16 protein-coding genes are annotated in these 14,612 nt (G+C 40.5%); 7 read left to right on the forward strand and 9 right to left on the reverse strand.

Translation table 11 applies throughout. The features are described 5' to 3' along the window. Positions 1 to 13 precede the first annotated feature (13 nt). Together OCV99_RS12320 and OCV99_RS12325 are read right to left on the reverse strand one after the other, a co-directional pair. Complete coding sequence (locus OCV99_RS12320; protein WP_262575573.1) at positions 14 to 853, reverse strand: hypothetical protein; 840 nt, start codon at positions 851 to 853, stop codon at positions 14 to 16. 22 nt (positions 854 to 875) lie between these two features. Then, complete coding sequence (locus OCV99_RS12325) at positions 876 to 1,718, reverse strand: metal-dependent transcriptional regulator (RefSeq protein ID WP_158370935.1); 843 nt, start codon at positions 1,716 to 1,718, stop codon at positions 876 to 878. 175 nt (positions 1,719 to 1,893) lie between these two features. On the opposite strand from OCV99_RS12325, the gene OCV99_RS12330 reads away from it, so the two are divergent. Beyond that, positions 1,894 to 2,805 carry a LysR family transcriptional regulator gene (locus tag OCV99_RS12330; RefSeq protein ID WP_158370937.1) on the forward strand — a complete coding sequence of 304 codons (912 nt, stop codon included), beginning with the start codon at positions 1,894 to 1,896 and terminating at the stop codon, positions 2,803 to 2,805. Between the two features lie 89 nt (positions 2,806 to 2,894). On the opposite strand, the gene OCV99_RS12335 is transcribed toward OCV99_RS12330, so the two are convergent. Continuing rightward, complete coding sequence (locus OCV99_RS12335) at positions 2,895 to 3,407, reverse strand: type III toxin-antitoxin system ToxN/AbiQ family toxin (protein WP_158370939.1); 513 nt, start codon at positions 3,405 to 3,407, stop codon at positions 2,895 to 2,897. Between the two features lie 429 nt (positions 3,408 to 3,836). Between OCV99_RS12335 and OCV99_RS12340 the strand changes: the two genes are divergently transcribed. Genes OCV99_RS12340 through OCV99_RS12365 form a run of 6 tightly spaced genes read left to right on the forward strand, consistent with a single transcriptional unit; the run spans position 3,837 to position 10,478 of the window. Next, the gene (locus OCV99_RS12340) at positions 3,837 to 5,240 is read left to right on the forward strand and encodes a lanthionine synthetase LanC family protein (protein ID WP_158370941.1); all 1,404 of its coding nucleotides are present in this window, start codon (positions 3,837 to 3,839) and stop codon (positions 5,238 to 5,240) included. Positions 5,241 to 5,252: 12 nt separating this feature from the next. After that, entirely contained in the window at positions 5,253 to 6,242 is a 990-nt protein-coding gene (locus OCV99_RS12345) for a PLP-dependent cysteine synthase family protein (RefSeq protein ID WP_158370943.1), read from the forward strand. A 28-nt stretch (positions 6,243 to 6,270) separates the two neighbouring features. Further along, positions 6,271 to 6,618, forward strand: a complete 348-nt coding sequence (locus tag OCV99_RS12350; RefSeq protein WP_227193076.1) for a YhdT family protein — start codon at positions 6,271 to 6,273, stop codon at positions 6,616 to 6,618. After that, the gene (locus tag OCV99_RS12355; protein WP_158370948.1) at positions 6,619 to 8,103 is read left to right on the forward strand and encodes a sodium:solute symporter family transporter; all 1,485 of its coding nucleotides are present in this window, start codon (positions 6,619 to 6,621) and stop codon (positions 8,101 to 8,103) included. It begins immediately after the preceding gene. A 16-nt stretch (positions 8,104 to 8,119) separates the two neighbouring features. Continuing rightward, complete coding sequence (locus OCV99_RS12360) at positions 8,120 to 9,271, forward strand: trans-sulfuration enzyme family protein (RefSeq protein ID WP_158370990.1); 1,152 nt, start codon at positions 8,120 to 8,122, stop codon at positions 9,269 to 9,271. 31 nt (positions 9,272 to 9,302) lie between these two features. Further along, on the forward strand, positions 9,303 to 10,478 hold the full coding sequence (locus OCV99_RS12365; RefSeq protein ID WP_158370950.1) for a MalY/PatB family protein: 1,176 nt from the start codon (positions 9,303 to 9,305) through the stop codon (positions 10,476 to 10,478). A gap of 9 nt (positions 10,479 to 10,487) precedes the next feature. On the opposite strand, the gene OCV99_RS12370 is transcribed toward OCV99_RS12365, so the two are convergent. From OCV99_RS12370 to OCV99_RS12395, 6 genes are all read right to left on the reverse strand, one after another. Beyond that, the gene (locus OCV99_RS12370; protein WP_158370952.1) at positions 10,488 to 11,051 is read right to left on the reverse strand and encodes a chromate transporter; all 564 of its coding nucleotides are present in this window, start codon (positions 11,049 to 11,051) and stop codon (positions 10,488 to 10,490) included. Next, positions 11,048 to 11,617, reverse strand: coding sequence for a chromate transporter (locus OCV99_RS12375; protein ID WP_158370953.1), 570 nt, complete (start codon positions 11,615 to 11,617; stop codon positions 11,048 to 11,050). The genes OCV99_RS12370 and OCV99_RS12375 overlap by 4 nt, the downstream gene beginning before the upstream one ends. A 79-nt stretch (positions 11,618 to 11,696) precedes the next feature. Continuing rightward, on the reverse strand, positions 11,697 to 12,440 hold the full coding sequence (locus OCV99_RS12380; RefSeq protein WP_158370955.1) for an SDR family NAD(P)-dependent oxidoreductase: 744 nt from the start codon (positions 12,438 to 12,440) through the stop codon (positions 11,697 to 11,699). 146 nt (positions 12,441 to 12,586) lie between these two features. Continuing rightward, a complete protein-coding gene (locus OCV99_RS12385; RefSeq protein ID WP_158370956.1) occupies positions 12,587 to 12,901 on the reverse strand; it encodes a thioredoxin family protein in 315 nt (104 codons plus the stop codon). A 60-nt stretch (positions 12,902 to 12,961) separates the two neighbouring features. Continuing rightward, positions 12,962 to 13,627 (reverse strand): tRNA (guanosine(46)-N7)-methyltransferase TrmB, encoded by a 666-nt coding sequence (gene trmB, locus OCV99_RS12390; RefSeq protein ID WP_158370958.1) that lies wholly within the window; start codon positions 13,625 to 13,627, stop codon positions 12,962 to 12,964. A gap of 3 nt (positions 13,628 to 13,630) precedes the next feature. Next, positions 13,631 to 14,533 (reverse strand): LysR family transcriptional regulator, encoded by a 903-nt coding sequence (locus OCV99_RS12395; protein WP_158370959.1) that lies wholly within the window; start codon positions 14,531 to 14,533, stop codon positions 13,631 to 13,633. Positions 14,534 to 14,612: the final 79 nt, after the last annotated feature.

Genomic DNA, 14,612 nt, shown 5'->3' on the forward strand with positions numbered 1-14,612 from the left:
ATAACTTTAATTTTTATAATGTAAAATAAAGCATTGCCGTACTTTCCGGCATGTGGCTCATTCCCACACTGCAGGTAACCGTAACTGCAAGCATTCCCTCGATCCGCCCGTTTTTTTCTCGATGGAAGCGGCAGATTTCAAGAGGAATGCGGATCTTCCCTTCCTGAATCTCTACCTCTTTGAGATTTCCATGGTAAATATACCGCAAGGAGGACAGATGCCCTTTCATAGCTCTTCCGCTGATACGGGAATTTGCTTTCATATTCCGAAGCCGCAGTTCGAGAAAGCTTTTCCCTTCCTCCTGCAAAAGCTTCCCCGGTTTTTCAAATCCCCGATTTGCCATGGACAGTGTTGTATGCCTGCCCTCTGCGCCGTCAATCCGATGCAGTGAAAACTGGACGTCGCACTCGCCGTACTGCATAATTTCATTCAGATAACTCCAGGAGTTTTCTTCCGACTGTTTCACGGAAAATTCTTTTTGTTTTTCCTGATATCCCCGCACCATTGCCGACAATGTATAGGAATCCGTATTTTCAATCAGTGAAGCAATATTTTCCCGAAGTTCGTACTCCGGTATGCCAACCTCCAACAGATATTCCTCAAGGCCTTCTATCAGATCGCGGTATCCGTTAAGCCACGCTTTCCCGGACTCTGTCAGCCGGGAATCCTCCGTCATATATCCCCATTCCTGACACTGTTTAAAAAAATAATTTACCGCATTGTGCTTCACGCCGCAGATTTCCGCTACCGCCGCCTTATCTCCCCAGTTTCCTCCCAGCTTTTCCCATTCAATCAAATATTGAAGCTGAAGAAGTGTAGGGCGTCTTTTTTCCTTTTCGCTGCTTTTCTTCATCTCACTGTCCCTCTTCATCCTATCATATTCTAACATTAAATTCTCTACAGTCTATGTCCTCCGGAATCCTTCCATCCTCTGTAAATGCAAGGATTCCGAGTCCTTTCATTACCGGAATCGCCGGACTGGTCGTATAATCAAAACAGGCAGCAGAAATCCTGAATCCCTCTTTTGTACGCTCCGCCGTCTTCCATTCTACTCTGGTTTTATACCAAAGAGTAATTTCTGCAGAATACATTTCACTCTTCGGTCTCAGGTAAAAGCAGCACCCTTCTTTCTTTACCTCCAAAACTGCCTCCGGCATAAAATCATAATATTCTCTGGAAAGAATAGCCGGACGCCTCCTTTCCATATAGTAAATCCCCATGCTTACCTCGTAATTTCCCGGCTCATACAGCGCCCGGGGATCCATGTAGTGAATCGTACGCTCAAAGGTATCCCCATATTTCAGGAAATTGCTGATCCCGCCGATTCCCTTTTTACTGATGAGGTGCTCAATCCGACAGGCGTCTTCCTGTGCCTCTCTTTCGTCCATATCTGCAACCATCTGCAGGAACTGAGTCAGGCACTGATGCCTGGCAATACACTCCGCACCCTGTATCCTGCCAAACTCCGTCAGACGGAGCGGCTCCTCCCTCTCCGTCTCCTCCAGATATCCATGCTGCACCATTCGCTTTGTCAAAGTCCTCAACTCGCGTCTGCTGACAGCAAGTTCCCGGGCAATTTCCCGAGGTTCCAGCTCTCTCGCATCCCTCCACCACTGGTAGAGCGTCTCCAGCAGATCTTCCTCCATTTCTTCTCTGGAGCAAGGGATGTTCTGGCCGATTGTTCCTCTGAATTCCTTTGTCTTCTCGTCAAATCTCATATCGCACAACCCTTTCGGCTATTTTACCCATCTGCCGGCCACTCACTGTCTGTTGTCTGTGAACCACACGCAACCAATTAGATAAAACTAACTCGATTGTACAAAACAAAAATTATTTTGTCAACCGAAAAACTCTATTCCATGTTATAATGGAGAAGAAAGGAAATGACATAGCATGACATTAAACCAATTAAAATACATAATCGAATTATCAAAGGAAAATTCAATAAATGAAGCCGCCAAAAAACTTTTTATTTCACAACCAAGTCTCACAGCAGCACTGAAATCCCTTGAACAGGAAATTGGATTTGATATATTTCTTCGTAAAAAAAGTGGAATATCACTTACCGTGAAAGGTGCAGAATTTCTGGGATATGCAAAATCAGTTATCGAACAATATGAGATTCTGGATGCAAAATACATCTCTAAAAATAATATAAAGAAAACATTTCATGTGTCAATGCAGCACTATACATTTGCCGTAAATGCATTTATAAAGGTAATTAATCAATATGGGATGGATGAATATGAGTTTGAAATTCATGAGACAAAGACATATGACGTGATAGAAAATGTTAAAAACCAGAAGAGTGAGGTAGGAATTTTATACCTGAATGATTATAACCAAGCGGTTCTTGAGAAAATTTTTAATGAGGCCGGGTTATCATTTACCCCACTATTTGATTGTGGTATCTATGCTTATATGAGTAAGAAGAATCCTTTATCTGACAGAAAAGAAATAACAATGGAAGATCTGGATGATTATCCTTGTCTTACCTTTGCACAAGGAGACTATAATTCCTTCTACTTTGCAGAAGAAGTATTAAGTACCTATCACTATAAAAGAATGGTGCGGGCAAACGACAGGGCAACTTTACTAAATCTTATGGTTGGCATTAATGGATATACATTGTGTTCAGGTATTATTTGCGAGGATTTGAATGGAACAGATTATTGTGCTGTTAAGCTGAAAACAGATGAAAAGATGACTATAGGATATATTTCAAGAAAGTTATCCGTATTAAGTGAGATAGGAGAAAAATACATTTCAGAATTAAGTAAATACAGGGAAAAAGTATTAGAATAGGTCTTGATGGAAACATGCAAATGTGGATAGATTCAGAAGATTCTTTGGAAATCTAATTATGTACTAATCCAATGACGCAACCAAGGCTATCAAGGCTTTTTTCTTAAAACATTTTCAACGTATTCTCGATATCCCTGCTCCAAAATACTAAATGCACAACTGTTGTCAGTTAATTTCTGTTTTCGATTTGTTGTAACCATTTCGTATATTTTATTTGCTTTTTTCTGAATACGCTCGGCATTATTCATACAAAACTGATATTCTTTGTTCAATAAAAGCCGATATTTTTCATCCTGCACATTTTTAATAATCAGCCTTTCAATACATTCCTCTGGCACAGGAATCATATAGTTGAATCGCAAAGATCCTTTAATTTCTTTTTCATCTCCTGGTACACGGATTAGAATATTAGCTTCCTGCTTTTTATCAAAAGAAGATACCGATACATAATAGTTCATGCCATTAACTTGTAAAACCGCACCAAAAGCGAATTTGTTCCGATCAGTATACCTAATATCAGGTACTTTGGTAACGCCTCTATTTTCTTTTTCATAATTTTGGAGATATCTATTGTAGTCCTCATTTATGCGATAAAAATCCATATTTTATCCTCCATAGTATCACAAAACAGGGAGATAAGCTTCTTATCTCCCTGAAAATTAACGATTCGCATTTTAAGCTGCGAAGCACTTAAATTAAAGGTTCACATTCAAAGTAGTGAAGCACTTAAATTAAAGGTTTGCACTCAAAGTAGCAACACACTTAAATCAAGCAAGTATTCTTGCTCATCTATATTATATGCAATTATCAAGAAAAAATCAATAAAAATATCTCGATTTAATAATAAACCATCTTCAACTGTGCCTTTGGGCACCTTTTTTAACTTAATAAATAATCCAGCTAATAGGTTATAGTTTTTAACTATATATCTTAATAAGATTTTAGAATTATGCAAAAGTATATACTTGTGCTACTATTCATTTATCTCAAAACCTACTAAAGTGGTAGGAAAGGAGGGAAGGAGATTGATTATGACATATATACCAAAGATTTTTAAAAGCCTTACAGATGAGGATTATCTGAATAGTGCAATTGAAACGGCTAATTGGCTTAAGACACTTGAAATTAAAACAGAACACGGAAAAATTTGGAAAAACTTTCCAGATGGCCAGAATGGTTTTGGAAAGGACATTATGTTATTTGGGCCAACGAATATATATAGTGGTTCAGCAGGAATCGGTATTTTCTTCCTGAGATTGTATCAGGCAACAAAAGAGGAACAATATCTGAATGAGGCAAGGGAAGCAGCAAATCATATTATTTCAATTGAAACAGACGCAGGATGGTATGAGCAAACACTTCATTCTGATATTGGCGGAGTTATTCCTGTTCCGGGATGGGCAATCGGATATTCAAATGGTCCAATGGGGCAGGCACTTTTCCTGGATGATCTTTATCAGGTAACAGGAGAAGAAAAATATAAGAATTATGTATTAAAGACTGCAGATGATTTGCTTGAGGCAGGAAAATATACAGAGGAAGGTCTTCACTGGAGTAATGAAGAGGATATTGTAGCAGATGGCGGATTTGTATTCTTCTTAGTGCAGGTATATGAACACTTTGGCGACAGTAAATATCTTGATGCCGCAGCGAAAGCCGCTGATTATATTGCTAAGGATGCACTTCCTGCAAAGAATGGCGGAAAGTATTGGAAGCTTCTTGATCTTTCTCTTATAGGATTTGAAAAAGAAACAACCTTTCCGGGATTTTCTCATGGAACAGCAGGTACAGCCTGGATGTTTGCAATCGTATACAAGGCAACAAAGAATGAAAAATATCTTGAGCTTGCAAAAGAAGGCGCTAAATATCTCCAAGGCATTGCAGTTGGAGATGAAGATGCCGTATTAATTCCATATCAGGATCATCCTGTGACAGGTCCTACAAATGATAAGTTTTATCTGGGTACATGTCATGGACCTGCAGGACACACCTTACTTTTCAGAATTCTTTACGAAATTACTGGTGAAGAGGAGTATAAGGATTGGTTAATAAGAATTTCAAGAGGAACCATAAGGGCCGGTGCTCCTGAAAGATTTTCATGGGGATTTTGGAATGCACAATGCCAATGCTGTGGAACAGCCGGGATTCTTGAACATTTTGTTCATATTTATGAATTTACAGGTGAAAAAGAATTTTTGGGCTACGCAAAAAGAACAGCAAGAATTCTTATTTCAGATTCTTCCGTAAGTGATGAGGAACCAGACCAGAGAAAATGGTATGGGGCATGGACGAGAACAATTCCTGATAAAGTTGTAAGTTACTCAGGATTATATGTTGGTTCAGCAGGATGTGCATCGGCACTGCTTAGCTTATATGCATTAGATAAAAATATAAAGCTTACACAGTTATTTGAATATGCACACTTTGATTCATAGGAGGCAGCAGCAATGAGTGAAAATAAAGTATATAAATCAATTGCAGAATTAGTGGGTAATACACCATTAGTTGAAATCGGAAATTACAGTAAAACCAATCATCTTGAAGCAAAGGTTTTAGCAAAACTTGAATATTTTAATCCTTCCGGTTCTGTGAAAGACAGGGCAGCACTTGCCATGATTCTTGAAGCAGAAAAGTCCGGGAAAATAAAACCAGGTGATACAATCATAGATTTCACAAGTGGAAATACCGGAATTGCGCTTGCAGCATATGCAAACGTACTGGGATATAAATTTGCAGCAGTATTACAGCCTGGTGTATCTGCAGAAAGGACGCAGATTCTCAAAGCTTATGGTACTATTTTTCTTGAATTCAAGGATATCCCGGGAGTGCCTGAACTAATACAGAAGGAAGGTCTTGTATTTGAAAAATTCTATGCACTTATTCAGAAATATGCAGATGCGCATGGATATTATTACATAAATCAAGGAAGGAATCCGGAAAATCCATTAGCGCACTATCGAACAACAGGGCCGGAAATATGGGAAGCAACAGGCGGAAAGGTTGATTATCTCGTTCTTCTTGCAGGTACAGGAGGTTCAATGGTAGGAATCGGAAAGTATCTTAAAGAGAAAAACAAGAACTTAAAGATAATCGGTGTACAACCTGCAAAAGAATCGCTGAAAGATCCAAAAGATCCTGAAAAGAATACCATTGACGGCGTTTTGGCTTTTCATAATGTTCCGAAAGAAAAGGAGATTCTTTATTTCAAAGAATTTGGAGTTACTTATGATGAATGTATGGAAGTAAACGCAGATGATGCTTATGAAACAGGCAGGGAACTGGTAAAGTCGGATGGAATATTTCTCGGACAGTCGGCGGCGGCAGCAATTCATGCAGCAGCGGTAATTGCTAAGAGAGCGGAAGCAAAAGGAAAAACTATAGTGGCAATATGTGCAGATAATGCATTTAAATATTTATCAACAAACATTTATAAATAAAAGTATGTTAAAAGGAGTGGATTATCACATGGGCAAAACAGAAGAAATACATATTATAGATGACAAAAGCAGAGATTATAATATCAAAGATATAGAAACAGATCCACGGTTTACACAGACAACAAAAGAATTTTGGATAACACTTGGTGTTTATGTAGCATTTGCAGCACTGATGATAGCAAATCTATTGATTTTAAATGGAAATAAAAGTCTTGTATTAGGATTTCCACTTTGGATTTTTATGGAAATACTAATAATAATCGGATTTGTAGCAGCAGTAATCATTCTTTCTACATATGTATATAAAGATATGGACATCACACCGTCCGGTGAAATATATAAAAAACCGAAAAAGAAGAAAAGTGGGGGAAAATAAATGGATATCAGTTCAAAACAAAGAATCATAATTATTTCAGTATTTGCAATCTATACAGCAACTTTATTGATATATAGTATTGTTACAAGAAAGTCTCTTAAAAATGGAAAAGGTGATTATCTTTCAAAGTTCTATACGGGAGGCAGAAGCGGCGGAATCATCATTACCGCGATGATGGTTTCAGCCGGAGTTGCAGGCGCAGGTGTATTTATGGGGGTTCCCGGATTCACATATACATTTGGCGCTACGTGGATGGTATGCTGCTTCTTCTCTATAGGTTCAAATCTCATGGTTCTTGGATTACTTGGCAAAAGAGTTGGTATTGTAGCCAGAAGAACAAATGCAAAAACTTTTATAGAATTATTTATGAACAGATATAATAATAGCAAGATTTTTGGACTTATATGTGGAATAGCCACCTTATTCTTCCTTGGAGGGTTTGCCGTTTCTACAATTACAGGTGGCGGAAGAATATTCCAGATACTTACAGGACAGGATTATAGAATAGGTCTTGCAATATTTACAGCGTTAGTCATTCTTGCGGCACTTACAGGCGGTATTAAGGGCGTGGCAAGCGCTATGGTTATCCAGGGCGCCGTAATGACTATTTCCGTACTTGTTCTATTTATTGCGGGTATAAATAGTACCGGATTATCTTATACAGAAACAATACAGTCGCTTATGGAAACAAATCCGGATTGGTTTTTACCAGGGGAAAATGCACTTCAGACAACCATTTCATATGCAATCCTTTGGGGAATTACAACATTTACACTTCCACATGTAACAATGACAGCACTTACATATAAGGATACAAAAACTCTTCACAGAGCCATAAAGATTGGAACGGTAGTAGTAGCAATATGGTTATTGGGATTAAATGGGCTTTGCTTTATCACAAAGTACACATTTGCGGAGGGTACTCTCGCAACAGCAGATCTCGCAATTCCATCACTTGCCGTTAAGGTTATGCCGGCATGGGCAGCAGGACTTGTTCTCGCAGGTGTAAGCGGAGCTGTTCAGTCATCAATGGGTGGAATGGTTGTATCTCTTGCCGGAACAATTGTAAGTGATATATATAAGAATATTTTTAATAAAGAAGCAAAGCCTGAAACAATCAAAAAATTAAATATAGCAGCAATTTTTGTTGTTTCAATCGTAATTTTCTTATTGGCAAGTAACCCTCCGGAGTTATTGGCAAAGCTTATTACCTATTCAACAGGCGGACTTACAGTTGTATTTTTTCACACCGTATTACTTGGTTTGTTCTGGAAGAGAGCCAATGAGTATGGCGCAATTTCAGGAGTGATCAGTGGCATTCTATTGTATATATTGATAGATCAGGGCATTCTTCCAATATCACTTGGATTTAATGCATGCATAATGGCTACTCTTCTATCAACTGTAATTGCGGCATTGGTAAGCCTTGTTACACCAAAGACGCCATATGGAATTATTAAAACATGGTTTGGAAAGATTCAGTAAAAAGGAGTTGATGATTATGGAGAGAGGCCTGAACACCCGATGTCTGCATTTAGAGGAAACAGAGGGAAAAACAGAGCATTATGGAGCACTTAGCTACCCAATATACCAGACCGCCACATATGCACATCCCGGTGCCGGAAAAAGCACGGGCTATGACTATAGCAGATTACAGAATCCTACAAGGGAGCATTTGGAAAAGACTGTTGCAAGTCTTGAGGGAGGAATTGATGCATTTGCCCTTTCTACAGGAATGGCAGCGATTACATTGCTTATGGAGATTTTTGAACCGGGCGACCATATGATTGCCGAGGCAGATCTGTATGGCGGAAGTATAAGATTCTTTGATAATGTTTCGAAAAAAAATCATTATGAATTTACATATCTGAATTGTTCTAAGGATGATATTGAAGGTGCGATTAAGGGAAATACAAAAGCAATATATATAGAAACCCCGACGAATCCCATGATGAATGTATCAGATATAGCGGCTATTTCAAGAATCGCCAAAAAACATAACCTGCTTTTAATTGTTGATAATACATTCTTGTCTCCTTATTTTCAGAATCCTTTAAAACTTGGAGCGGATATAGTAATCCACAGCGGGACAAAGTTTTTAGGCGGACATAATGATACCCTTGCAGGTTTTATTGTCACAAATAGTGATGAAATAAAAGAAAAACTGCGATTTTTAATAAAGACTACAGGCGCAGGACTTTCTCCATTTGACAGTTGGCTAATACTAAGAGGTATGAAAACACTTGGGATCCGTATGGAAAAATCGCAGGAAAATGCCATCAGAATTGCAAATTGGTTAAAGGAACAACATATTGTAAAAAAAGTATACTATCCGGGATTGCCTGAACATCCCGGATATGAGATTATAAAAAGACAGGCAAGGGGTTTTGGCTCTATGATTACATTTGATGTAGATACAAAAGAGCATGCATGGAAAATTATTGAAAGTGTCAGAATGATTAAATTTGCAGAAAGTCTTGGAGGCGTAGAGACTTTGATTACTTATCCGACAACTCAGACACATGCTGACGTACCGGACGAGGTACGTATACAAAATGGAATTACCCCTTGTACTCTTAGATTATCAATCGGTATTGAAGATATTGAGGACTTGCTTGCAGAGTTATCCTATGTGTTTCACTTACCGGAATAAAATGAATACCTAAGAAAGAAGGAACTATGATATGTCGGAAAGAAATCTGAATTTTGATGAAATTATAAATCGAAAAGGAACCGATTGTTTAAAATACGATTTTGCAGAAAAAAGAGGTATGCCGGAAGACGTGCTTCCTCTTTGGGTGGCAGATATGGATTTTAAGACGTCTTCCTATGTAGAAGATGCAGTTATAGAAAGAACGAAACATGGCATCTTTGGCTATAGCGAAGTGAAGGAAGCGTATTTTAACGCAGTGGCAGGATGGTTAAAGAGACATCATAACTGGGATGTTAAACCAGACTGGCTTATTAAAACACCTGGGGTAGTATTTGCACTTGCAATGGCTGTGAGAGCTTTCACGGATATTGGGGATAGTGTTTTGATTCAGCAGCCTGTATATTACCCATTTTCTGAGGTTATTGAAGATAACAAAAGGGTAGTTGTCAGTAATGATTTATACCTTGGAGAAGATTATCGATATCACATTGATTTTGATGATTTTGAGAAAAAAATTGTGGATAATCATATCAAACTGTTTCTTCTGTGCAATCCGCATAACCCATCAGGCAGAGTATTTACGAAGGAAGAGCTAACCAGAATGGGAGATATCTGCCTGAAACATGGAGTAATCGTAGTTAGCGATGAAATCCACAATGATTTTGTGTTTAAAGGAAAGCATACCGTGTTTGCTGCTGCAAAGAAAGGATATGAGGAGATATCCGTTATTTGTACCTCTCCAAGCAAAACTTTTAATCTTGCGAGTATGCTGATCTCCAATATTTTTATCCCAAATAAAAATCTTAGGCAGAGATTCCGGCACGAAGTAAATGCCGCCGGAATCAGCCAGTTAAGCGTATTGGGATTGACAGCAGCCAGGGCCGCATATGAGCACGGCGATGAATGGTATGAGAAAATGCTTGGCTATGTTAAGGAAAATATTACCTATGTGAAACAATATGTCCATGAAAATCTGCCGGGTGTGGATGTTGTAGAGGGCGAGGGAACCTATCTCGTATGGCTTGATTTCCGAAAAACCGGAATTGAGGCAGATGAACTTGACAGAAGAATTATACAGAATGCAAAACTGTGGTTAGACAGCGGAAAGATTTTCGGAACAACAGGAGCGGGATTTCAGCGGATTAATGTGGCAGCTCCGAGAAAAATCGTAACAGAATGCCTTGAGAGGATTCGGAAAGAACTTTAGACACCCCTCTTATATTATCAGATAGACAATTGTTCCCACAATACCCGATCCAAAGATAACCACAACCGGATTCAGCTTATATTTACGAAGCAGCACAAGGCACACGACAAAAATCACCGCCTCCACCACCCGAAAATCAGATACCACAATCTCAGAAAGGGGGGACCTAAAGACTGCCAGTACAAGCAGTGACAGCCCTGCAGACGCAATCAACGCCACAACTGCGGGGCGGAGTCCCGCAAGCGTTCCCTGCACCGTACGCAGGTTGCGAAACCGCATGTACAGCCATGACAATAGAAGCACAATGAGCAGCGACGGTGCCACGCATCCCAGCGTACATACCACCGCTCCCGGAAGTCCCGCCATCTGCTGCCCTACGAAGGTTGCACAGTTTACTGCTATGGGTCCGGGCGTCATCTCCGCAATCGTAATCAAATCCGCAAACTGCTCCATCTCCATCCAGCCATTTGCTTCCACAATCCGGCTCTGTATCAGGGGAACCGCAGCGTAACCTCCGCCAAAGCTGAACAGCCCAACTTGAAAAAACGCCCAAAAAAGCTGAAGATATATCATTTCTTTCCACTCCTTTTTTCTGTAATCATGCTATGTCCAAACCCAATGACAGCACAGATGAAAATCAGCGTCACAGCATTTACCTTAAAAAATACAGTTATTATAAACGCAGCAGCCATCATTCCAATCCAAAGGATATTTTTTGTCTTAAAAATGCCTGCCGCCATGTCTATTACTACGTGAAAAATGACTGCTGCCACCCCTGCCCGCATTACCTGAAGCGCAAGGGCAATCACCGGATTGTCCCGGAATTGCTGATAAAATACAGAGATGACCGAAATGATGATAAGTGGCGGAAGTACTGCTCCCAGCGCACAGACGAAAGCCCCCGGAACCTTCCGGATGCGGTAGCCCGTAATGACAGCCATATTAACTCCCAACGGTCCCGGCGCCGACTGTGCGATTGCCGCCATATCTAAAATCTCCTCTTCTGATATCCAGTGCAGTTTTTCTGCAAATTTCTCTTTTATCATCCCAACAATGACGAATCCTCCCCCAAAAGTACACGCACTGATGATAAAAATATTTTTAAACAATTGCCAGTAAACTTTTTCTTCTTTCACCATATTCCCTCCGTAAAAAAGGAATGTGTACCGGACAGCACACACTCCTCTCTTTCTCTCCCCACTGTTACGTGACCGTTCTTTACGTTCTCATCGCACCGTCTACCGATAATATCTCGCCTGTCACATAGCTTGCCATATCGCTTGCAAGGAACAAAAATGCATTCGCAATATCTTCTGCCTCGCCAATACGGCGGATCGGAATTGCGTTAATCAGCGGCTGAATCATCTGTTCCGGAAGGGCCGCAACCATATCTGTCCTGGTAATTCCGGGAGCTACTGCATTTACACGGATATTGCTTGGCCCCAGTTCTCTAGCCAGTGACCAGGTAAGCCCATTCACGGCAGATTTGCTGGTAGGATACCCAATTCCACTGGTCTGTCCGCAGATACTTACCATAGAGCTTGTATTCAAGATAACACCGCCGCCCTGCTCTTTCATAATTTTCACCGTTGGAATAATACCGTTCATTATTGCATTTACATTAAGCTGCATAATTTTGGCAAACTGCTCTGAGGTATAATTATCAATCGGTGTGCTGTCAGAGATACCTGCGTTATTAATCAGAATATCAATTCTTCCGTATTTTTCTTTTACCTTCTCAATCTCCTGTGCCACCGCATCAGCATCCCCCAGATTCGGCCATGCCCCTGATACTTCCCACTCCGGATTCTCCTCCTTCAAAGAAGTCAGTGCCTTGTCCACCGTCTCCTGCCGGGAACCAAATAATACTACCTTTGCCCCATTCTCCAAGAACTTCTTTACCGTCGCATATCCGATGCCTCTGGTTCCTCCGGTTATAACCGCTATCTTACCTTTTAACATTACCAAATCCCCTTTCTGATATGTTCTTAAGTATACTATACTATCTGCCGGAGAATTTTTCTATACTTTTCATGTAAAAAATAAGAGTCTCAATCGTAATTCCGACTAAGACTCTTTGCCCGGATGCCGCACATAGCCTGGAACCGCTACAGCAGTTCTCTCACCCGCTCTTCAAACACATTTTTTTCCAGAACCCCCTGCATAATGCTCTCGATTTCCCGTCCCTTGAACATAACAAAGGTGGGAACAATATCTGCGCCGTACTTTCCCGCCAGATCTTCTGATTCTCCAATCTCTGTCTCACAGAATTTAATCCGTCCGGCATATTTTTTCTCCATTTGCTCTACAACCGGCTTCATCATTGCACACTTTCCACACCATACTGCATAGAACATAACAACCACAGGCAAATCCGAATCCCTTGCTTCTATCTCAAAGTTACTTGCTGTCAGATGAATCATATTGCAACCTCTCTCCTGTTATATCCATCAGGAAATATCAGCATTCCCTTCTATATTAGACTATGCAGAATCCTTCCGGCTTGCAACCAGCTTATGAATGGGATTCCCCTGGGCAGAAAACTTCTCTTCATATTCCGTCATAACATTTCCCGCATTCATCTCCTTGTCATGATGCAGATCCCAGGTACACGCAGTTAATTTCCATCCAGCTTCTTCCACCTGCTCCAGTGAAAACCGGAACAGATCTCCGTTATCCGTCTTGAATTCTACCCTGCCGTCTTCTGCAAGCACTCCCTCATACCGTGCAAAGAATTCCTTTGAAGTAAGCCTTCTCTTTGCATGGCGTTTCTTCGGCCATGGGTCGGAAAAATTCAGATAAATCCTGTCCACCTCACCCGGTGAGAACACTTCTCCAATCTCAGCCGCATCCATGCAGACAAACCGGATATTTTGAAGCGCTCCCTCTTCCTCCGCTTCTTCCTCATATTTCTCGACCGCTCGCAGAAGCACGCTGGAATAACGCTCAATCCCAATATAATTAATCTGTGGGTTCCGTCCGGCAAGTTTCAGTAAGAACTGCCCTTTTCCCATGCCAATCTCTATATGAATCGGATTCGAATTTCCGAAGACCTGTCCCCAATTTCCCCGGTACGTCTTCTCATCCTTTACCACCTTATCATGTTCACTCAATACACTCTCCGCACGCGGAATATTCCTGAGCCGCATACTCTACGTCCTCCCTTTTATATTATTTTCCAAATATTTGCACAGGATATCTGCCGCATGGCTTCTCCCCCGACCCTTATCCCAGACCATCTGTATTTTTCTTGCAGGAACCTCAACGTCCGGGCTTATCTGAACCAATTTGCCTTCTTCCAGCAGCGGAGCCGTCAATTCTTCCGCAACAAAACCGATTCCCAGATTATTCTGAATCAGCGGAAGAATCAAATCCGATGTAGCAACCTCCATATCCAGTTCATAATCCACCTGATGCTCTTCAAATAGATTCTTATAGAACCTATAGGTGCCTGTCTCACTGCCCAGCCCTATCAATGAATATTCATGCAGCTCGCTTAGTTTCAGCTTTTTTTCCGCAACATCGGCATAATCTTCTCCGCCCACCAGTATTTCCTTAAATTCCAGCATTGTCTCGCAGCACAGGTTCTCGGATACTGCAAATGGCGTTGTGACAACCGCAAAATCTATTTTACCATTGTGAAGCGCCTTTAATATTTCCGGTGTGGAATTGTTGCGGATTTTTATTTTTATTTCCGGATACTTTATTTTAAAGCCATGCAAAGTCCGAAGTAAGAATAAGTGCAGTCCCGTCTCCGTCGCCCCTATCTCGACGGTACCTTTGCATTCTGTCTCCCGGTCATTAATCTCCGCTTCCGCACTCAATAAATGCTGGCAGGCAATTTCAACATGAGAATATAACATTTCCCCTTCTTTGGTTAGCTGAAGCCCTCTTGGCTCACGGATAAAAAGCCGGCAGTTTAACTGTGACTCCAAAAGCTTAATAATCCGGGTTACATTGGGCTGATTGCTTTTTAATACGCCCGCTGCTTTTGTAATATTTTCATATTTTGCTACATAATAAAATACTTTATAATATTCAAAATTCACATCCATATAATAATTATATTCCTTCTATATAATCTATGTATTATTCACATTCATCAAAGAGTAGTATAATACCCAGAAAAAAAAA

The organism is Dorea acetigenes, assembly GCF_025567385.1.
Taxonomy (GTDB): Bacteria; Bacillota; Clostridia; order Lachnospirales; family Lachnospiraceae; genus Claveliimonas; species Claveliimonas acetigenes.